The organism is Alkalicoccobacillus plakortidis, assembly GCF_023703085.1.
Classification (GTDB): domain Bacteria; phylum Bacillota; class Bacilli; order Bacillales; family Bacillaceae_D; genus Alkalicoccobacillus; species Alkalicoccobacillus plakortidis.
The window spans coordinates 465,705-486,125 of sequence record NZ_JAMQJY010000001.1 but is presented as its reverse complement, the minus strand read 5'-3'; the positions used below and the strand labels follow the sequence as shown (position 1 = coordinate 486,125).

13 protein-coding genes, 1 tRNA gene and 8 pseudogenes are annotated in these 20,421 nt (G+C 38.8%); 16 read left to right on the top strand and 6 right to left on the bottom strand.

What is annotated here, in order from left to right:
• Nucleotides 1–8: 8 nt before the first annotated feature.
• The 8 genes and pseudogenes from NDM98_RS24830 to NDM98_RS02675 all read left to right on the top strand — a co-directional run bounded on the left by NDM98_RS24830 (nucleotide 9) and on the right by NDM98_RS02675 (nucleotide 5,804).
• On the top strand, nucleotides 9–1,079 hold the full coding sequence (locus NDM98_RS24830) for a sulfate/molybdate ABC transporter ATP-binding protein (RefSeq protein ID WP_251604397.1): 1,071 nt from the start codon (nucleotides 9–11) through the stop codon (nucleotides 1,077–1,079).
• A 121-nt stretch (nucleotides 1,080–1,200) separates the two neighbouring features.
• On the top strand, nucleotides 1,201–1,704 hold the full coding sequence (locus NDM98_RS02705) for a hypothetical protein (protein ID WP_251604396.1): 504 nt from the start codon (nucleotides 1,201–1,203) through the stop codon (nucleotides 1,702–1,704).
• A 123-nt stretch (nucleotides 1,705–1,827) separates the two neighbouring features.
• The gene (locus NDM98_RS02700; protein WP_251604395.1) at nucleotides 1,828–3,000 is read left to right on the top strand and encodes an ABC transporter ATP-binding protein; all 1,173 of its coding nucleotides are present in this window, start codon (nucleotides 1,828–1,830) and stop codon (nucleotides 2,998–3,000) included.
• Nucleotides 3,001–3,480 (top strand): ABC transporter permease, encoded by a 480-nt coding sequence (locus tag NDM98_RS02695; protein ID WP_307728616.1) that lies wholly within the window; start codon nucleotides 3,001–3,003, stop codon nucleotides 3,478–3,480.
• A 38-nt stretch (nucleotides 3,481–3,518) separates the two neighbouring features.
• Complete coding sequence (locus NDM98_RS23785; RefSeq protein ID WP_307728615.1) at nucleotides 3,519–3,647, top strand: hypothetical protein; 129 nt, start codon at nucleotides 3,519–3,521, stop codon at nucleotides 3,645–3,647.
• A gap of 14 nt (nucleotides 3,648–3,661) precedes the next feature.
• A pseudogene (locus tag NDM98_RS24525) lies at nucleotides 3,662–4,562 on the top strand (glycine betaine ABC transporter substrate-binding protein).
• 45 nt (nucleotides 4,563–4,607) lie between these two features.
• Nucleotides 4,608–5,214: pseudogene (locus NDM98_RS02680) on the top strand (ABC transporter permease).
• Nucleotides 5,214–5,804: a DNA-3-methyladenine glycosylase gene (locus NDM98_RS02675; protein WP_251604393.1), complete on the top strand. Its 591-nt coding sequence runs from the start codon at nucleotides 5,214–5,216 to the stop codon at nucleotides 5,802–5,804. The pseudogene NDM98_RS02680 and the gene NDM98_RS02675 overlap by 1 nt, the downstream one beginning before the upstream one ends.
• 47 nt (nucleotides 5,805–5,851) lie before the next feature.
• Here the strand turns inward: NDM98_RS02675 and NDM98_RS02670 are convergent, their stop codons facing one another.
• Nucleotides 5,852–6,664: a diacylglycerol/lipid kinase family protein gene (locus NDM98_RS02670; RefSeq protein WP_251604392.1), complete on the bottom strand. Its 813-nt coding sequence runs from the start codon at nucleotides 6,662–6,664 to the stop codon at nucleotides 5,852–5,854.
• Nucleotides 6,665–6,942: 278 nt separating this feature from the next.
• On the opposite strand from NDM98_RS02670, the pseudogene NDM98_RS02665 reads away from it, so the two are divergent.
• Nucleotides 6,943–7,926: pseudogene (locus NDM98_RS02665) on the top strand (acrylyl-CoA reductase family protein).
• A 61-nt stretch (nucleotides 7,927–7,987) separates the two neighbouring features.
• Here the strand turns inward: NDM98_RS02665 and NDM98_RS24825 are convergent.
• A pseudogene (locus tag NDM98_RS24825) lies at nucleotides 7,988–8,256 on the bottom strand (C40 family peptidase).
• 282 nt (nucleotides 8,257–8,538) lie between these two features.
• Nucleotides 8,539–8,823, bottom strand: a pseudogene (locus NDM98_RS24820) (peptidoglycan-binding domain-containing protein); the annotation flags it as partial.
• A 369-nt stretch (nucleotides 8,824–9,192) separates the two neighbouring features.
• Here NDM98_RS24820 and NDM98_RS02655 point away from each other — a divergent pair.
• Nucleotides 9,193–10,599: a methyl-accepting chemotaxis protein gene (locus NDM98_RS02655; protein ID WP_251604390.1), complete on the top strand. Its 1,407-nt coding sequence runs from the start codon at nucleotides 9,193–9,195 to the stop codon at nucleotides 10,597–10,599.
• A 22-nt stretch (nucleotides 10,600–10,621) separates the two neighbouring features.
• Nucleotides 10,622–11,403 (top strand): annotated as a pseudogene (locus tag NDM98_RS02650) (SDR family oxidoreductase).
• A 62-nt stretch (nucleotides 11,404–11,465) separates the two neighbouring features.
• Here NDM98_RS02650 and NDM98_RS02645 read toward each other — a convergent pair.
• A complete protein-coding gene (locus NDM98_RS02645; protein ID WP_251604388.1) occupies nucleotides 11,466–13,577 on the bottom strand; it encodes an ATP-dependent Clp protease ATP-binding subunit in 2,112 nt (703 codons plus the stop codon).
• Nucleotides 13,578–13,885: 308 nt separating this feature from the next.
• Here NDM98_RS02645 and NDM98_RS02640 point away from each other — a divergent pair.
• The 5 genes and pseudogenes from NDM98_RS02640 to NDM98_RS02620 all read left to right on the top strand — a co-directional run bounded on the left by NDM98_RS02640 (nucleotide 13,886) and on the right by NDM98_RS02620 (nucleotide 18,960).
• A pseudogene (locus NDM98_RS02640) lies at nucleotides 13,886–14,642 on the top strand (exodeoxyribonuclease III).
• Nucleotides 14,643–15,068: 426 nt separating this feature from the next.
• Nucleotides 15,069–15,141: transfer RNA gene (locus NDM98_RS02635), tRNA-Arg, on the top strand.
• Nucleotides 15,142–16,216: 1,075 nt separating this feature from the next.
• Complete coding sequence (locus NDM98_RS02630; protein WP_251604386.1) at nucleotides 16,217–16,807, top strand: hypothetical protein; 591 nt, start codon at nucleotides 16,217–16,219, stop codon at nucleotides 16,805–16,807.
• Between the two features lie 56 nt (nucleotides 16,808–16,863).
• The gene (locus NDM98_RS02625; protein WP_251604384.1) at nucleotides 16,864–17,895 is read left to right on the top strand and encodes an LLM class flavin-dependent oxidoreductase; all 1,032 of its coding nucleotides are present in this window, start codon (nucleotides 16,864–16,866) and stop codon (nucleotides 17,893–17,895) included.
• 66 nt (nucleotides 17,896–17,961) lie between these two features.
• A complete protein-coding gene (locus NDM98_RS02620) occupies nucleotides 17,962–18,960 on the top strand; it encodes an LLM class flavin-dependent oxidoreductase (protein ID WP_251604383.1) in 999 nt (332 codons plus the stop codon).
• On the opposite strand, the gene yxiS is transcribed toward NDM98_RS02620, so the two are convergent.
• Nucleotides 18,957–19,259 carry a protein YxiS gene (gene yxiS / locus NDM98_RS02615; protein WP_251604382.1) on the bottom strand — a complete coding sequence of 101 codons (303 nt, stop codon included), beginning with the start codon at nucleotides 19,257–19,259 and terminating at the stop codon, nucleotides 18,957–18,959. The genes NDM98_RS02620 and yxiS overlap by 4 nt on opposite strands.
• 46 nt (nucleotides 19,260–19,305) lie before the next feature.
• A pseudogene (locus NDM98_RS02610) lies at nucleotides 19,306–20,413 on the bottom strand (Ger(x)C family spore germination protein).
• Nucleotides 20,414–20,421 lie beyond the last annotated feature (8 nt).

Here is a 20,421-nt window from a genome sequence, read left to right as displayed (position 1 = left end):
TGTTTTAGGTGTCAATTGATATTCAGGATGTATCAAAAAACTTTGGTGACTTTAAAGCATTAGAAGAGATTCGACTTTCGATTAAAAAAGGAGAACTCGTTGCGTTATTAGGACCATCTGGATCGGGAAAAACCTCATTACTACGAATCATTGCGGGTCTTGAAAGTGCAACAAAAGGCTCGATTCATTTTAATGGAAATGACATGACAAACGTGAACGCTGTTTCAAGACAAGTTGGTTTTGTATTCCAGCATTATGCCTTATTTTCACATATGACAGTAGCGGATAACATCTCGTATGGACTTAGAGTTCGTCCACGAAAAAAAAGACCATCAAAAAATGAAATAAAACAAAAAGTAGATGAGTTGTTAGGCTTAGTAAAGTTAGATGGTCTTCAAAAGCGTTATCCTTCCCAGCTATCAGGAGGTCAAAGGCAACGGGTTGCATTGGCCAGAGCTTTGGCTGTTCAACCAGAAGTTCTTTTACTTGATGAACCTTTTGGCGCATTAGATGCAAAGGTAAGGAAGGAACTAAGAAGATGGCTTCGAAACCTTCATAATCAATTTGATGTGACAAGTATATTTGTGACTCATGATCAAGAAGAGGCTATGGATGTCGCCGATCGAATTGTGGTTATGAACCAAGGACGTATTGAACAAATTGGTACGCCTGATGAAGTGTATGAGAACCCGAATAGTCCGTTTGTATTCGACTTCTTAGGTAATGTGAATTTATTTAAAGGAAGAGTAAAAGAAGGAAATCTAAAATCAGGTACAATCACATTAAGAACATCTGGTAGCACAAAGCATGAAGATAAAGATGTTGTTGGTTATATCCGTCCCCATCAGATGCAACTACATCAAAGCAATATAGAAGGTTCGTTTCCAATAAAAATATCTCATATCCAGCCTGTTGGACCGATTGTTTTTATTGAAGCAGAGAAATTAGATGAGGATGAGACAATTGATATCGAGCTTCCTAAAAATGAATTTACAGAATTAGGTCTAAAACTCGGTGATGTGGTTTATAGCAAACCTAAACATGTTCATGTCTTTTCACCAGAAGAATTTAGTATATAAGTAGGTTACACGACGTAAGCAAATCAAGCTTGCGTCTTTTTTTTGGTGATCTTTGCAAAAATTTGTAGACTCATGGTAGACTTTTTGAAGTAGATAAATGAATAGAATAGGAGATCTGTACATGACAAAATGGAAAATGAAGATTGTATTTACAGGCATTAGTTCGATATTCGTTCTAAGTGGTTGTGGGATGTTCGGAAATGGAAATGTGAACGAGGTTGGAGATGACCTGGAAGCGTATTATAACGATCACATTATACCCATTCAGACCGATGTGGATGATGCATGGTGGGATTTTTATGATGAAACAGCAGACTTATCAAACGAAGAGTTTTATGATGCTTATCAATCCGATTTAAAACCTGAACTTGACGGATATTACGATGAAATCCAATCACTTCAGCCAGAAACAGAAGAGGTAAAGAATCTACACGATATGTATCTAGAAAACAATGAGGTTTTTTGGGAAGCCGGTGAAAAAGAAGTAGAAGGTCATTATCAAGAAGACACGGAACTTCTTCAAGAAGCGGATGATCTATTCGATGAATACGACCGAATGGAGCAAGAATTCTATGATGAATTAGACCGTTTGATGGATGAACACGGTGTAGAATATGAAAACTAGTAAACTCAGAGCGATTTTTGCTCTGTTTTTTTATTGGGTAAAAACTTTATAAAGGTTATAGTGTGTGAAAAAAGGGTAATCATATACTTTATATAAATCTGTTTAAAAGGTTGGAGGAAAAGGATGATTGAGCTAAAGGGGATTACCAAACAGTATCCAGATGGTTTTAAAGCGTTAAAAAACATTAATCTTCAATTAGAGGATGGGCAGATACATGTCATTATTGGACCAAGTGGTTGTGGTAAGTCTACAACCATGAAATTAATCAATCGTCTCATTGAACCAAGTGAAGGCAAGGTTCTCATAAATGGAGATGACATTAGTTCTGTAAATGCCGTTACACTTAGAAGAAAAATCGGCTATGTTATTCAGAATATTGGGCTCTTTCCACATATGACGATTGCAGATAATGTAGCCGTTGTTCCTAGGCTGTTAAAGTGGGAAGAAAAGAAGACGCAAACTAAAGTGGATGAATTATTAAACATGGTTCATTTAGCACCTGATACATATCGCAACCGTAAGCCGAAAGAATTGAGCGGAGGGCAGCAACAGAGAATAGGGGTCATTCGTGCCCTTGCTGCTGAACCCGACATTATCTTAATGGATGAGCCGTTCAGTGCGCTTGATCCAATTAGTCGCGAGCAATTACAAGCAGAGCTCATCCAGGTTCAAGAGAGTGTGCAAAAAACGATTGTATTTGTTACACACGATATGGATGAAGCGATCAAAATTGCAGATAACATCATATTGATGAAGGACGGAGAAGTTATACAAACCGGCTCTCCAGATGATATTATTCGTCATCCTGCCAATGAGTTTGTGAAAACATTTATAGGTAAAAAGCGATTACAAGAGCATCAGTCTTCTGATAGTGGGATCTTTATAGAATCGGATGATATCCCAACCGTACAAGAAGTGATGGTGGACAATCCCGCTACTGCTTATCCAGAGCGAGGACTAGCTGCAGCGATTAAATTAATGGAACAGCGAAAGGTTGATTCGCTCCTTGTTGTTGACCGTGAGCGAAAATTAATAGGCTATGCACCTGTTTTAAATGTATTAAAGCACTATCAAGATGAAACAAAGGTATTAAAAGATGTCATGAATCCTGTGACATTTACCGTTGAACCGGATCAACCTTTTACAGATGCCCTTGAATATATGGGAGAACATAATACTCCTTATGTGCCAGTTGTCTCAAAAGAAGGCCGTTTCTTAGGTGTTATTACTAGAGGAAGTATGGTTCGTTTAATGGCGGATGTATTTCCATCTGATTCAGAGAATGGAGTTGGGTAGATGGGTCTCGTTCAAGATTATATGACGTTTTTATCTAATCGATATCCGGATATTCTCGCAAGTTTATGGCAGCATCTATCGATAGTAGCCTTAGCCGTATTACTTGGTTGTGTGGTAGCAATGAGTACAGCCATTGTTTTGACGAGAATGAAAGCAGGCATAATAAACAGTGTTGTTTTTACAATCGCTAATATCTTTCAAACGGTTCCAACCATTGCTCTTCTCGCAATTTTTATCCCCATTCTCGGAATTGGTATGACTCCAGCTGTTATTGCTTTGTTTCTGTATTCACTATTGCCTTTGTTACGCAATACCTACTCGGGCATCATGGAGGTGGATGAAGGTGTAGTAGAGTCTGCAAAAGGAATGGGATACAGTTCTATGCAGCGACTTTGGAAAATAGAATTACCTCTAGCTTTCCCTTATATTCTATCAGGGGTAAGGTTAACTACAGTCTATATTATTAGTGGACAACCTTAGCGGCGTTAATTGGGGCAGGTGGACTCGGAGATTTAATCATGGCGGGCATGTCTAATAATGATAACTTCTTGATTTTTACCGGAGCGATTACGGCGATTATTTTAGCGTTAGCTGTTGATTTAATACTTGGTTTATTTAGCAAACAGAGGCAAGGAAGTACGCAGTAGTGAAGGAAGTGGGGATGTGTATGAAACGGTTAATGAAGTGGTCAATGATACCTGCATTGTCTTCAATTGTGTTACTTGGCTCCTGTAGTTCAGGAGAAACGATAAAGATAGGCGCTGCCACCTATACGGAGACAAAAATTATGGCTGAAGTGTATAAAGCACTAATTGAAGACCGTACAGATATTCACGTTGATGTAACACCTGATTTATTGTCCAATCCAATGATTATTAAATCGATGGATCGTGCAGACTTAGATATGGCTTTGATGTATACAGGAGTTATTTTTAATAACTTTTTTGATGTAAAAGAAACAACAGACCGTGATGAGGTTCTAAAACAAGCTCAAGAGGGTTTTCAGGAATATTACGATTTCACCTGGTATGATCCACTAGGCTGGGAAAATGCCTATGCCTTAACGGTAAGAGGTGAATATGCAGATGAACTCGGACTTGAGACCATAAGTGATTTAGGAGAACATCAAGATCAAATGAGATTTGGAGTAGACTCCTCTTGGATGGAACGTCAGCAGGACGGCTATCCAAGCTTTTGTTGAACACTATGATTTCACCTTCCAGAATACATATGCAATGGATATCAACTTAGTGTATGAAGCTGTTGCACAAGAAGAAGTGGAAGTTGTATTAGCGTATTCGACGGATCCACGGTTATATGAGTTTGATCTGAAGACGTTGGAGGATGACAAGAGCTTTTTCCCTCCATATGATGCGTCTATGCTTGTTCGTAATGAAACATTAGAAAAGTACCCAGAAATTGATGAGATTATGAAGGAATTAATCGGTTCAATGGATGAAGAGCTTGTGACAAGATTGAACTATGAGGTGGATATTAATAACCGGAGTGAAAGAGATGTTGCGATTGAATTTCTACAAAGTCGTGACCTATTATCGGAATAAGTGGAGGTGAGATCATTGGAATTATTGAAAGACATCGTAAATTATATGGTGAATAATATCGATTTACTTCTACTATATACCGGTCAGCATTTATTAATGGTTGTGTGTGGAATTGCCGCCGCTCTAATTGTTGGAACATTGCTCGGTATTGTAGCCCATCGCTACAAACGTTTGGCACCAGTTATATTAGCTGTTGCTAACATTCTGCAGGTTATACCAAGCTTAGCTCTTCTAGCTGTTTTGATGCTCTATTTTGGACTTGGATTCTATACCGTTGTAGTCGGTTTGTTTCTATATTCTTTATTACCAATTATTCGGCATACTCACGTCGGTTTACAGCAGGTCGACCCAGCTATTCAAGAGGCTTGGAGTGGGTATTGGAATGACTTATTGGCAAATGCTTATGAAGGTCCAGTTACCACTTGCTATGCCTTTTATCATGGCAGGATTACGGATTGCCGCGGTTATCGCCATTGGTGTAGCCAGTCTCGCTCCTTTTGTAGGTGGAGATGGCTTGGGTCGTGAAATCTTTGCAGGTATCAACTCACGTAACGATGTACGAATTTATGTCGGTGCAATTCCTGCGTGTTTCATTGCTATTCTAGCTGACTATATATTGGGACGACTTGAAAAAAGAATGAAAGTCAGCTAATGAGACATATACTTTCTTACTCATTTTATGAACAGTCAACACTTTCGCTTGCAAGGAATTTATTAGGCAAGCAGTTAGTACATGAAAGTAATGAAGGGCATACGATTGGTCGCATTGTTGAGACTGAGGCATATCTTGGTGTTATGGACCAAGCGGCACATAGCTTTAATGGTAGACGAACAAAACGCACAGAAATTATGTTTGGTCCACCAGGTGTGATCTATACCTATGTGATGCACACACACTGTTTGTTTAACATTGTAACAAACAAAATCGATGTTCCAGAAGCTGTTTTAATTCGAGCGATTGAGCCAATAGAAGGTGAATCGTTAATGGTAAAAAGAAGAGGACCCGCAAGACGAGGAGTTACTTTAACTAATGGGCCAGGTAAGCTTACAAAAGCAATGGGGATCACCTTGGATGACTACGGCCATTATGCAACGGAGAGTCCAACGTATATCATTGACGGACCAGAGCCAAGTAATATCTCAATAGGCAAACGAGTTGGCATTGACAATAGTGGAGAAGCACGAGATTATCCATATCGATTCTGGATCACAGGTAACAAGTATGTATCAAGATCGAGATAAAGAAAAAGCACTCTAGCAGCTAATGAATCAGCTACTAGAGTGCTTTTCTATTCTTCTTTTAAATAGATCCATTCTATCGCCTGTTTGTGGATGGTCACATCTAATGGAGGCTCTAAATATAATTCACCATCGGAATCAGCCAGTTGTGGCTCGTCTGTACTTAAACTAAAGGAACTAGTTCGAACCATGTGAATATCCTCAGCATTTGAAAGCCATTCTTTTGCTGTATCCGAGCGTGATTTATTATACACATTCTTCAGTAAGGAAAACCCTGCTTCCTTTAAAATATAAAGGTCGATCATTCCATCGTCCATCACATTATCTTCAACAAACAATCCTGCTGTACCAAGATAATGCCCATTCATAGCTAAAATCATGACGGCTTCCCCTTCAAGGGTATCTGTATCTGTTTTAATGGAATATGAGAAAGAAGAAGGATCTTTGAGAGATTGAACGGCACTCATAATGTAACCTAACTTTCCCCATTTTTCTTTTAGATGTCCTTCTTTTGCTTGTGAAGCTTCTGTAATTAAACCAATACCAATAAAATTCGAGAAGTAGCGATCATTGGCTGCTCCAATATCAAGTAATTGGCTATTATCTGATTGAATCGCTGTAATGGCCTCTTTTATAGAGCGAATATGTAATGACCTTGCAAAATCATTACATGTACCACCAGGAAGAATAGCGACCTTAGGACGATTTTTTTCATTTACCTTCATAATGCCATTTATACATTCGTGCACCGTGCCATCTCCACCTAAGATAAGGAGCAGATCAATCTCTGCACCTTTCTGCGCACAAACCTTTTCTGCTTCGCCTTTTTCAAGGGTTTGAATAAACGTAAATTCATGAACCAAGCGATAAAAGTTCCTCAGCGATATAACCTAATTGATCACTTATTTTGTCTTGTCCAGCTTTATTGTTGTATAGTAGTATAGCTCGATTATACACGCCTAACATCCCCTTTAGTTCCTACATACGGTACTATGTATCTTTACCCTAAATTCGTATTTTCAAGCTAAAATGTAGTGAACGATATTTCAAGGAAACAATAATATTATTATGTAAACAAAGTAATGTTTAAAATGGTTTTAAAAAGGAAAGAGTAAAGTAAGAAACATAGGAGTGATTACATATGACAACTTTTAAAGCATTTGTACTAAAATCTACAGACCCAATTAAATCAGAGATTGAAGAATGGTCTACGGATCAACTTAATGAAGGAGACGTACTTATAAAAGTTACCTACTCAAGTGTTAATTACAAAGACGCATTGGTAGTGAATGTTGGCAATTTAGCAGAGTTTACCCCTTTAGTACCGGGTATTGATTTAGCCGGTACGGTTATTGAGTCATCGGATGAACGTTTTAAAGAAGGTGACGAGGTCATTACAACAAGCTACCGATTAGGAACAGGGCATCACGGTGGCTATAGTGAGATTGCAAGGGTTCCAAGCTGACTGGGTAGTACCTAAGCCAGATGGATTAAGTTTACGTGAAGCTATGATTCTTGGTACAGCTGGTTTTACTGCTGCTTTATCCATTCAACAGTTGGAGAGGAATGGACTTAAGCCGGGGCAAGGTCAGGTGCTTGTAGCCGGAGCAAGTGGTGGGGTTGGAAGCCTTGCCGTTAATATGTTAGCAAACCTTGGTTATGATGTTGCAGCTTGGACAGGAAAAACTAATGAACATGATTATCTAAAAAAATTAGGTGCAAAGGAAATCATTCATCGTGATGAATTAGTTGATCATAAGGGGAAATCTATACGAAGATCTGTTTGGCTGGCGCAATAGATCCAGTTGGTGGCCAAACGACTCAATATATTTTGTCGACTCTAGCGTATGGCGCATCCGTTGCTACAAGTGGATTAGCTGGTGGCGTAGGTGTGTCAACAGATGTAATACCATTCATATCTAGAGGTGTAAATTGGTTAGGAATTGACTCTGTCCGCTGCCCAATGGATATTAGAGCTCACGTATGGGAACGCTTAGCCACAGATTTAAAACCGACGTGTCTTGAAGAAGAATTAGTTTTAGAAGTTGGACTAGATGAGTTAAATACGGTTTTCACTGATATCTTGGCGGGTAAAGTAAGAGGCAGAACGATTGTAAAACTTTAAAAGACATAAAAAAGCTAGGAGAGAATCATTCTCTCCTAGCTTTTTTTCATAGATCGTTATATTAGTTTACAGAACCTGCTCCATAATAATGGTTGCTCCAGTATCCGCTATTCAAGTTGCTTTTTTGAACGCCGCTGCTGCTAGCATGAACAAATTGCCGCCAACATAAATACCAGCGTGAGATACTGTTGGTGCACCACTGTATGTATTCGTAAAGAATACTAGATCACCAGCTTGTAAGTCTGATTTTGATTTTTTAGCAGATGAATCATGAATTCCTTGAGCTGTACGAGGAAGACTGATCCCTTCTTGTTTAAATGCATAGTTAATGAATCCACTGCAATCAAATCCAACTGGAGTTGTTCCACCCCATAGGTAAGGAGCACCAATTTGACTTTCAGCTGCTGCAATGACAGAACCATAGCTAGATGAAACTTGTGTTCCTGCTACTTGTGTTTCAACAGGTACACTATTATCTTCAGAAGCAGAAGCTGTTTCAGTAGTAGTAGACTCAGAAGCTGCAGTTGTTACACTCTCATTTGATGAAGACGCTGAAGCTGTGTTTGAGCTTGCTGGAGCTGATGCAGTAACTTCTCCACCAAGTGCTGAGATTGTTTGACGACCAGCAAGTCCATCAACTGCAAGACCGTTGTCAGCTTGGAAACTACGAACAGCTGATTCAGTACCAGCACCAAAGATTCCATCTACGCCATTTGTGCTGTAGCCGTGATCAACTAATTTAGACTGAAGATCTTTTACAGCTTGTCCAGTTTGACCTTGCTTAAGAGTTGAACTAGATACTGCTTGAGTTTCTTCTTGAGCGACTGCATTTTCACTAGCTGACTGATCAGCTTGTTGTACCTCAGCTGCTTTGTCTTCTTCTACGACTTTACTCATATCAACATTGGCATACGCACTTGAATCTGCAACGAATGTTGCTGCTGAAGCTAGTCCTACTACAAAACTTGTTTTAATAACAAGCCCTTTTACATTTCTTTTAGTTTTAAACATATTATGTACCTCCGAATGATTGTTTTTAAATAATTATGTAGGTGTTTTATAAAGTTTTCTTTAACATCTACAAATTTAACGCACTTAAATAACAGAGAGATTTTAATGAGATTACAATTTGATTACAATTTAAAATTTGTCGTTTATTTTCGAAAAAAGGTGGATATAGAAAGTAGCTCAAATTTAATTTCCAAATTAACAAATAATTTCGTATAATATGATAAATAAGATATAGGATAAAAGGAGTAGTTGTCGATGCTGAAAATTTGGACTAAATCTAGTGAACATAACGACACGGAATTAATGTTAAAATTAGAAAATCAACGTTTACTAGAGGTGATAAACGAGTCACAGGTTGCATCAGACCAAATGATTGCAGCTGTGCATGAAGTTGATCAATCCGTTTTTCAATTAACTAAAATAGCTGATCAGTCAACTTCAGCTGGTGTAGACCTTCAATCAAATGGTCAACAAGCACTTGTTGAAATTCAGCAAACTTCTTCAATTTTATATGATACAGCTAAAACCGCTTCAGAGATGAATCAATCGTGTAGAAGCATGGAGGAGCAAGCAGAAGCAACAAGTGATTCGATCACAATGATTAATCAATCTCTGGAGAAAACAAATGAAGAGGCTAAACAACTAGTAACCTTTAATACATTTGCTAGATCTAGAATTGAGGCATTGATCTCACAATCACAGGAAATTACTCGCATGAATCAGATGATTCAATCTGTTTCTAGACAAACATCGTTACTATCGTTTAACGCATCGATTGAGGCAGCTAGAGCAGGAGAACATGGAAATGGTTTCGCAGTTGTTGCTAAAGAGATTAAAAAACTTGCTGATCAAAATGCAGAGGCAAGCAAGCATTCATCCATTATTTTAGAAGGGTTAGAGCAAGCGATAAACGAAGTGGTTCAATCTGTTAAGGAAGAAAAGGATTCAGTAGACTCATTAATACATGAAATAAAAGAAATAACAAACCAATTAGGCAGTATCCATTCACTAATGAATCAAACCACAGGACTAATCAATCAAACCCGTGAAGATAGTGAACGTCAAAGCGAAAAAACAAAAGAAGCTGCTATACAATTAGAACGTGTTGTTAATCGAGTTGAACAAACGATCCAATCAGTTGATCAAACCGTCATTTTTATAGAAAATCAACATTCAGAAATTAGCCATTTGAATCTTATAGGTCAGGATCTAACTCGCACTTCTGCGAACTTAGCAACTTCTGTAGGAAAGTTAGATTTGAACAGTCAAACGACAACCACAATGTCAGCTGACGACATACATAAAATGACTCAATTAGTAAAAGAAATAGCTGCAGAATCAGTTTTAAAAACGAGTGAAAAGAAGGATCATGAAGCCATATTACTACGTTACTATCATCAGGTTGAAAATATAGAAGCCATTTGGTCTAATCAAGATAACGGATCCTTTATCTTCTCCTATCCAAAGGCAGGATTACTAAATGCCAATCAACGAAAATGGTGGAAAGAAGCGATGGAAGGAGTATATTATCATTCTGAACCATATATATCGGCAATTACAAAAGGAACATGTGTTACGTTCTCCGCACCAATTAAAAGAGATGGTTTGATTATTGGTGTGGTAGGGGTAGATATTACCATCGATACTAAGGATAGTAACTAATTCGATTAGGGGGCAATGAAAGATGACAAACCACGGTATCTCAATAGCTATAGTAACAGGAAGCGCCTCTGGTATTGGAAAGCAATCAGCTCTGCAACTAGCCAAACAAGGCTACCATGTTGCTGTTTTTGATAGGGATGAAGATAAAGGCAAACAAACAGTAGAAGAAATTCGTTTAATGGGGCAGGAAGCGTTATTTGTGCAAGTAGATGTGCAAAGTGAAGAGGATATCCAACAAGCATTTGAATTAGTATCTAAGAAGTGGGAAGGGCCAATCAAAGCGGTTGTTGCAAATGCAGGTGTAAATGGCGTATTTTCAGCCATTGAACATATGGATGTAGCTGATTGGGATCAAACCCAACATACAAATTTAAGAAGTACCTTTATTACCACAAAGCATGCAATCCCATACATGAAAAAAGCAGGAGGTAGCATTGTCATTACGAGCTCAGTTAATGGCAATCGTACGTTCGCTTGGCGCTTGGAATGAGTGCGTACAGTGTATCGAAAGCGGGACAAGTGGCATTTATGAAGATGGCTGCCGTTGAACTTGGCCGATTTAGAATCCGTGTGAACGCAATCTGTCCTGGAGCCATTGAAACAAATATCGGAGAAAACACGCATATTCGCGATAATGTAGAGGAAATTCGTATTCCTATTGAATACCCACAAGGGAATATACCACTTGGTGGGCATGGCAAGCCAGAGCAAGTAGCTGAAGTTGTTGGCTTTTTATGCTCTGATAAGGCGAGCCATGTATCAGGTGTAGAAATGTACGTAGACGGGGCGCAGTCTTTGTTATAGGGAGAAATGCAAAAAAGAAGTGAACCAATAAAGGCTCACTTCTTTTTAAGCATGTTATCATCTTACACTTTTTGCACAACTAATTTTTCATCTTCAACTGTAACGTGAACAGCTCCTAGTGTTTCTTCATCAATGATTAACTCAGTGATCTCATCTTCAATCGTTTCTTGAATGACACGACGAAGTGGACGTGCCCCAAATGCAGGGTGATAGCCAAGCTCTGATAATTTTCTCTTGGCTTCATCCGTTACAGACATGCTAATGCTTTGTGCATCAAGACGTTCTTGAAGCTCGTTAAGCATTACATCAACAATCGCAACTAAATGATCTTGCGCAAGCTGGTTAAATTCAATGATGCTATCAAACCGGTTTAAAAACTCAGGTTTGAAATAATCATTCAGTGCTTCAAGCATACCAAGCGTTTTGCTTTGGCTGTTGTTAAATCCAACCGAAGCTTTTTGAACACCAGCACCTGCGTTAGAAGTCATGATTATGATAGTGTCTTGGAAGGAAACCACTCGACCTTGGCTGTCTGTTAGGCGACCATCCTCTAAAATTTGCAGGAAGCTATGCTGCACATCAGGATGGGCTTTTTCAATCTCATCAAGCAAAATAATGCTGTATGGCTTACGACGAACCTGTTCTGTTAACTGTCCACCTTCATCATGACCAACATAGCCTGGAGGAGAACCAATTAGTTTAGAGACAGAGTGTTTCTCCATAAACTCACTCATATCAAGACGAATCATAGCATCTCGGCTACCAAAGACCTCAGCTGCAAGTGTTTTACTTAACTCTGTTTTACCAACCCCAGTTGGGCCAATAAACATGAAGCTAATTGGGCGGTTGGCTGCTTTCAAACCAGCTCGACTACGTTTTACAGCCTTAGCTACTTTCTCAACAGCTTCTTCCTGACCAATCACCTGACCTTGAAGACGGGAAGCAAGATCTTTCATTTTTTGCTGTTCCGCTTTTTGCAATTTCTTAACTGGAATACCTGTACGTTTTTCTATGACATCTTGAATTAAATCAACAGTCACTTCTACGGCAGCACCAGTAGTTTTTTCTTTTTGCTCAAGTAAAACAAGCTCTTCCTGACGAAGCAACGCTGCTTTTTCATAATCCTCTACCTCTGAAGCCTGTTGTTTCTCAGCACGGATTTTCGTTAAGCGTTCCTCAATTTGCTCTTTATCCTGATTTTCATCCGATAGAGAGAGTCTTGAACCAACTTCGTCTAACAAGTCAATCGCCTTATCTGGTAGGAAGCGATCCTGAATATAGCGATCAGATAACGCTACACTTGCACGTAAAACTTCATCTGAATAAGCTACATGGTGATACGATTCATAGATAGGACGCAAGCCTTGAAGAATTTCATATGTTTGCTCAAGTGTTGGCTCCTTAACATTTACCGGCTGAAAACGACGTTCTAAAGCGGCATCTTTTTCAATTTGACGGAACTCTTTTAATGTTGTTGCTCCAATCAATTGGAATTTCCCACGAGCTAGAGCCGGTTTTAGAATGTTTGAAGCGTCCATACTACCATCATTGGAAGCACCTGCACCAACCATCATATGAATCTCATCCATAAAGAGGATGACATCTTGTCTTTCTTCAACCTCTTGAATCAACTTTTGAATATTTTCTTCAAACTGACCTCGGTAGCTAGTTCCTGCAACAAGAGATGTAAGATCTAAGCTATAAATTTGCTTATCTTTCATTTTAAAAGGAACAGATCCTTCGGCAATACGGCGAGCTAGACCTTCTGCAATCGCAGTTTTACCAACACCAGCTTCACCGATTAAAACCGGATTATTTTTGGTGCGACGACTAAGCACTTGAATAACACGTTCAACTTCCTCTTCACGACCAATAACAGGATCAATCTGACCATTTTTTGCGCTAGCAGTTAGATTGCGACCATATTGATCAAGGAAACCATTACCAGCACCTTTATCCTCTTTTACCTTTTGACGAACACCTTGAGATGAGTTTGAGCCTTGATTGGCAAAGTATTGTTTAAACAGATCATCAAATGATCCACCTTGATTATTTAGAGGTTGTTGCATCATTTGAAAACATTCCGCGCAGAGCTGTATATTCCTTGCTTGGTTATTGATCATTAATTTAACATCGACTGAAGCATCACGTTGCTGACAATGTTGACATTTCATGTTTACATTCCTCCTAAGTAAGAGTGAAATTAGACTTTGATTAACTTTGACCTTTGCGAGAAAAAATAAAGATCAAAGGTTTTGACTAAGTCTGACCTTAATCTTAAAACGTTAGCAACTCATCGTCAAATGAACTGCTTGTGTGTTTTTTGATTATAGTTGTATTATACCTGACCATTTCTGACCTTTCAAGATTTTTGCTTGATCTTTTTTGATGAGACTAAAGGTAGACCGGTTAGGTTTTGTCCATTATGATGGAGTAGTTGTCGAACGTCAAACAATTAGCTTAACGCTTTATGGGGGAATGTATGAAATTTATATCTTGGAACGTAAACGGCATCCGTGCCTGTGTCAAAAAAGGCTTTTTAGATTATTTTCATGAGGAGAATGCAGACTTTTTCTGCTTACAAGAAACAAAGTTACAAGCAGGACAAATCGAGCTAGATCTTAAAGGCTACCAAGCAATACTGGAACTATGCCGAGAAAAAAGGATACTCCGGCACAGCGATATTCACCAAAAAAGAACCTCTGTCAGTTACCTACGGACTAGGTGAAGAAATAGAAGATCTTGAAGGTCGTGTCATTACATTAGAATATGAAGAGTTTTATCTTATAACCATGTACACACCGAATGCAAAACGAGATCTCACGCGCCTAGGCTATCGTATGCTCTGGGAAGAGGCAGCTCGCCGTTATATCAGTCAGCTTGAAGAGAACAAACCCGTTATCTTATGCGGCGACCTAAACGTTGCACACCAGCCTAACGATGTAAAAAATGACCGTGCTAATATCGGTAACGCTGGATTTACAGATCAAGAAAGAGGCAAGTTTAACCGTTTATTAGAAGCTGGTTACTTAGATTCCTTCCGACTTTTTTATCCTGAGCGTGATGATGCCTTTACATGGTGGTCGTATATGTCCAAGGTTCGTGAGCGAAATATCGGTTGGCGTATTGACTACTTTATTGTCTCTAAGCAATTGGAAGATAAGATAAAGGATGCAGGTATTGACTCACATATCTACGGCAGTGATCATTGTCCGGTGAAGCTAGATCTTGAGGTTTAACACTGGGAGTGGGGAGGAGGGGCTTGGTAAATGGTCATTCCTCTTGCTATGTGTCGAATGCTCTTGATGAAGGGAACTCTTTCTTGATTAAGTATAGATAGTTCTTGGTGAAGAGGTCTACTTCTTGGTTAAGTTGAGGAAGTTCTTGATGAAGAGGTCTACTTCTTGATTAAGTTCAGGTAGTTCTTGGTGAAGAGGTCTACTTCTTGATTAAGTTCAGGTAGTTCTTGGTGAAGAGGTCTACTTCTTGATTATAAGCTGACCTATCTTATTAACTAGTTCATCTCTCTTTGTAAGTGCTCCATGCTCTTGCCAACTCCTTAACCGTCTTAGTAAATGGATGCTTTATCTTGCTAACATCAAAAAAGACACAAATCTTGCTAAATCCACAATCTTTCAATAAGATAGAACTTGCAATAAAATTCAGCCCTAGTAGCACAGCGGATAGTGCACTGGTTTCCTAAACCATAGGTCGGGAGTTCGAGTCTCTCCTAGGGCATAACTAGTTTAAAATTTATCTAAAAGATGATATTGCTGATATATATGTAAAGTATGCTGCAAATACGGGTGGAAATAGTCCATATCGCGTTACTGTAATATTTAATAGTGATTTGAATACAAAAGATATATTACTTGAGATGGACCTGAGAGTAAAAATGAACCTACAAAAAATTATAGGAAATGAAACTCTTTGAAGTTAACTATAAAAAACAGGCTGAGCGCTCAAGGCTAATTTGTTACTTTACCAATCAAGAGAAATCCAAGTATACCCTATGTACATTAAAATAAAAAAGCTAATTGTCATTAATGAATTTACAAAGGATAACCAAATACTTCTGCCTAACATACCAAAAACTAAGCCTACTGTTCCGAACACAAAAGTAAGAAGCCAGAGAGAACTTGCGATATTTAAAATGATATTAGGTATCCAAACTATTATTGACAATAAAACACAACATAAAGAGATTATTCTATAGGTTTTTTTATTCACAAAATGCCGCCTTTTATTTATTTTTTTATGAAGTCTACTTTTTATTATAGCTAAATACTTAATCAAATAAATAAAATCTAACGTTTTTCTAAAATCTTGTATAGAAACTCAGAAAAAGGCCTTCCAAGCGAAAATCCTTAAATCAAGTATGACTACATTGAATTTAGACTTTTGGTTTAACAAAACTGATATTAGATGTTATTGTGGTTCATATTTCCATGTAGTGTTTTATCATACACCTTTTCGATACTTACTAAGGTAGCTTTAAAATTACGTTATCAGCCACAACATCATTTATATCTTTAACAAAGTCACCCTCGCTAATTTCATCAGTTGTTTCTTCGTCATTTACTTCCTCCTAAAAAACAAAAGTCACAACAAATGCCGTCAAAATTCCTAATAAAATGATATACAATAAGTAACGCGCTTCTTTCATAATATTTAACCTCCTAACCATTTTACCTACAATATTATCGTGTATGATCTGGCTCTTCAAGATGGTACGTTTTACACCTCTCAACAACCAATAGTATACTAATCAACGTAGATCATGAATGTGTATCAAAAAGAAAGAGGCGGTAAAATGAATTTAGTCTGGTATGTTAGTTACGGATCAAATCTTATGGAGGATCGTTTCCATTGTTATATAAGAGGTGGAGTGCCAACGGGATCAAGTGAAGCGGAGAGAGGCTGTCGTGATGCGACACTTCCTCGTGATAATCGTGGCTGTGTTCTGCCATACCCTTTGTATTTTGCAAAGGATGAGAGTAAGTGGGGGAAAGGCGGCGTGGCTTTTATTGGTCACAAAGAGGACGCGCGTGAGCAAACGATTGCACGTCAATATTTGATTACGTTTGAGCAGTTTGTTGATGTGGTAGAGCAGGAAAATCAAGCGGATGCGTCGGGTTTGCAATTTGAAGACTTGATGGAGAATGGCTACGTTACATTAGATGATGGTTGGTATGGTCGGGTTGTATATCTTGGTATGGAAAATGGGTATCCTAAGCTGACATTTACAAATCCTTTAGACATGGGAACAGATTCTTTTACAGCACCAGCAGAGCCATATGCTCAAACGATTGCAAAGGGTATTGCTGAGTTATCTTATACAGATAAGGATATTCATCAATATTTGTCTAGCAGGAATGGTTTCAGTCCTCAGGCAGAAAAATAGACACCGTGCTTCCTTACTCTTTACAATAGGTGCATGTATTGGAATGAGAAAGGTAGATGACAAATATGGAATTAACACATAAACAAACAAAACGTTTTAAGGATACACCGCTATCTGTTCTGGATTTGGCTCCTATCACACAAGGGTCAAATGCGTCAGAGACCTTTAAACGAAGCTTAGATCTTGCTCAAAAAGCAGACGAGTGGGGATTTAATCGCTATTGGTTAGCTGAGCACCATAATATGCCAGGTATCGGATCATCGGCCACGTCAATTATTATTAATCATATTGCTCAAGGGACAAAACATATTCGTGTTGGATCAGGTGGGATTATGCTTCCAAACCATGCACCACTTATGATTGCAGAACAGTTTGGCACACTTGATGCGCTTCATCCAGGTCGAATTGATCTAGGCCTTGGTCGTGCACCAGGTAGTGATCAACTGACTGCTCGTGCACTGCGTCGGACGTTGTTTAGTAATGGCGATGACTTCCCTGATTTAGTTGAAGAGCTTGAGGCTTACATGAGTGAGGATGCGGCTACTGGGGTCAAAGCGTATCCTGGTGTAGGGCAGGATGTACCGATTTGGTTGCTAGGTTCAAGTGGCTTTAGTGCTAGACTTGCGGCTCAAAGGGGTCTTCCATTCTCGTTTGCATCGCATTTTGCTCCTGATTATATGCATCAAGCGATTGATTTGTATCGCAGTCGCTTTGAGCCGTCTGAAACGCTATCGAAACCACATATTATGCTTGGCGTTAGTTTAGTAGCTGCAGATACAGATGAGGAAGCAGAATATTTGTCAACATCACGTAAGCAACAAATGCTTGATTTAATGCGAGGCAAACCAGGTCAATTTAAGCCACCTGTTAAGAACCTATCTGATCATTATGCGCCAGGTGAGATTGCAGCTCTAGAACGTAATCGAGGTGCAAGCTCTTATATGACAGGATCTCAAGACACAATTAAACAAAAGTTGGCTGACTTTATTGATGAAACAAAAGCAGATGAAGTGATCATTTCATCTGATGCGTTTGATCATGATGCACGTGTTCGTTCACATGAGATCGTAGCAGAGTTGTTATCATAAACGTCAATTAAAAAATAAAAGCCATGGCTGAGTAGTCATGGCTTTTTTAGTGAAAGGAATATTCAAATGAAATTAAGTATCTTAGATCAGGTGGTTGTCTCTCGTGGCCGTTCTGTCGCCGATGCGATCAATGAGACCGAGCAACTTGCGATATATGCTGACGAGTTGGGCTATTCACGTTATTGGATCGCTGAGCACCATGATCTTCCAGGGTTAGCCTGTCCTGCTCCGGATGTATTGTTGGGGATAATTGGGTCACAAACAACAACGATTCGGATTGGTGCTGGCGCGGTACTTTTACCTAATTACCAACCGTACTTAGTAGCGGAGCGATATCATTTACTTGCAACAATGTATCCTGGACGAATAGATCTTGGTTTAGGTCGATCTCCAGGTGGATCAGCAGAGGCGTCTTTAGCACTTAATACAAACATGCTTCAGGCCATTTATAGCATGCCTGAAAAAGTTGAAGAACTTTTACACTTTATCCGAAATGATTTTCCAGAAGGTCATTCCTATCGTTCACTAAAAGCAGCCCCCGTACCTAATGATCCTCCTGTACCTTGGATTCTTGGTACAAGTATAAAAAGTGCAAAACTTGCGGCAAAACATGGACTACCTTATGCCGTCGGTCATTTTATGAACGACGAATCGAGCAAAAAAGCAGCTGAAGCGTATAAAAAACACTTTAAACCAACGAAGTATAACCAAGAGCCGACATTAATTCTAGCCGTTTCAGTTGTTTGTGCAGAAACGAATCAATTGGCAGAAGAGATTGCGGGAAGTGCTCATATCTGGTCGATTGAGCGGGCGAAAGCAGAAGGTCTTGATGGGATTCCGAATCAAGACTTTGCAAATCACTATTCACTCACACCAGATGAAGCAGAAAAAAGAAAGGAACTTCAGCAGCGGCAAGTCTTTGGAGAACCCGAAAATGTGAAAGAACAGCTGTTAAAGCTATCAAAGGAATATGGCTCAGACGAATGTATGGTACTGACAAATGTTCATTCATTTGAAGATCGTCTCAAGTCCTACAAATTACTTGCTGACGTCATCCTTGATTAACTTTTATCTAAACGACTGGCTTCTTCTGACACAATAAAAGCTAATTCATCCTGTTCAAACCAAGATAACACTTCTAAAAGGGAGACGAGTGGGATCTCATCTGCTTCTGATTTTGGGATTGTTTGTTCTACTGCGTGTGTAAGCTGAGCATTTTTAGATTGGCTAGGAAATGCTTTTTGATAGATGCCTTCAGGTTCGAGATCATGATTTATACACCATTGTGCAAACAAAAGAATCATTAGTTCTTCTTCCTGTTTATACTTTTGGATGATAAAGGCTTCGCGTTCAGTTTGGTCCATTGTGTTTCAACTCCTCGTGCAATGTAACCTTTATCATACCATACATTTATTGCATTTTTTTGGTGGAACCCTTGGTGCCAAAGTCTTCAACAATTACAGTAATGGAATAGGTAATGTCTGCTTCAGTAAAATACTGATCCCACTGACCGCCGTACTGATCCCAAAAGTCTGGCTGTTGAACACGCATATATTCTGCAAATCCAGCTGCATCTGCTTGTACATCGGTTTGGAGTTTTTTTATAAGGTGATTCACACGTTTTTGAATTTCAGCTTCAATTGCTTTTAGCCTTTGGTCATTGTACTTATCCGTAAACGAATCTTCCTGTTCGTTCCAATCCTCAGAAATACGTCCTGATGTTTCAGCATCTATATCAATTGAAACATGATTATTAACTACATTTGTTTTAACTTTAATCGACATATCTTCAAGGATTTCAAATGCAAGAGGCATAGAATCTAATTGAGTTGAAAGGACACCACCTTGAATCTCACCTGTTAAGTAATTTAATGTGCCTATATCATCAATTGATAGCTCTGCATCAAGGATCTTTCCATTTTTAATAACGCCACCGCCTGATAAAGCTAATCGTCCACCAATAATTTGTACGTCTTGAAGGACAAAGCTAACGTTTTTTTGTAAATTTGACGAGAGCTTACCTAATGAAACCTCAGGAAGGATTTTGGTGGACCGCCATCGATTATCAAGTAAATCGTATAACTGATTAGAAGGGATTTCATCGGAATCAGACAGACCTAGGATTTGTTTAATTGGTTCATCAGTAATAAATACATATAAACTACGACGTGTTCTGTCATCTTTGCATTTGGTTAATGACTTCATCCAATGTCCATTTTCGTAATACCTCTTTGCGGATAACTAATATTCGCTGATGATCACTAATGACTGAATTGTCGCGAAGCGCTACATTTCGAATCGCTCCATGGACTGTTTTCCCTGTTGTATAAATGTTTTTAAAAGGCGCACTCTGTGAACTATCTCCGCTATTACTAGGAGGCACAATAATTTGATGACCAAGTGAAATATACTCACCACTTTCGCTTACATCTACTCCAACTCCAATAACCAGCGAAATATCCTCAATACTTCTACTGTCCCAGCAAGCAGAAAGGATAAGTGTACTGAATAAGATCATCAATTTAA

Excerpts from the sequence above, each read along its gene's own strand:
- NDM98_RS02705 (WP_251604396.1), top strand. The coding sequence starts at position 1,201 with ATGACAAAATGGAAAATGAAGATTGTATTTACAGGCATTAGTTCGATA.
- NDM98_RS02700 (WP_251604395.1), top strand. The coding sequence starts at position 1,828 with ATGATTGAGCTAAAGGGGATTACCAAACAGTATCCAGATGGTTTTAAA.
- NDM98_RS02695 (WP_307728616.1), top strand. The coding sequence starts at position 3,001 with ATGGGTCTCGTTCAAGATTATATGACGTTTTTATCTAATCGATATCCG.
- NDM98_RS23785 (WP_307728615.1), top strand. The coding sequence starts at position 3,519 with ATGGCGGGCATGTCTAATAATGATAACTTCTTGATTTTTACCGGAGCG.
- NDM98_RS02675 (WP_251604393.1), top strand. The coding sequence starts at position 5,214 with ATGAGACATATACTTTCTTACTCATTTTATGAACAGTCAACACTTTCG.
- NDM98_RS02655 (WP_251604390.1), top strand. The coding sequence starts at position 9,193 with ATGCTGAAAATTTGGACTAAATCTAGTGAACATAACGACACGGAATTA.
- NDM98_RS02645 (WP_251604388.1), bottom strand. The coding sequence starts at position 13,577 with ATGAAATGTCAACATTGTCAGCAACGTGATGCTTCAGTCGATGTTAAA.
- NDM98_RS02630 (WP_251604386.1), top strand. The coding sequence starts at position 16,217 with ATGAATTTAGTCTGGTATGTTAGTTACGGATCAAATCTTATGGAGGAT.
- NDM98_RS02625 (WP_251604384.1), top strand. The coding sequence starts at position 16,864 with ATGACAAATATGGAATTAACACATAAACAAACAAAACGTTTTAAGGAT.
- NDM98_RS02620 (WP_251604383.1), top strand. The coding sequence starts at position 17,962 with ATGAAATTAAGTATCTTAGATCAGGTGGTTGTCTCTCGTGGCCGTTCT.
- yxiS (WP_251604382.1), bottom strand. The coding sequence starts at position 19,259 with ATGGACCAAACTGAACGCGAAGCCTTTATCATCCAAAAGTATAAACAG.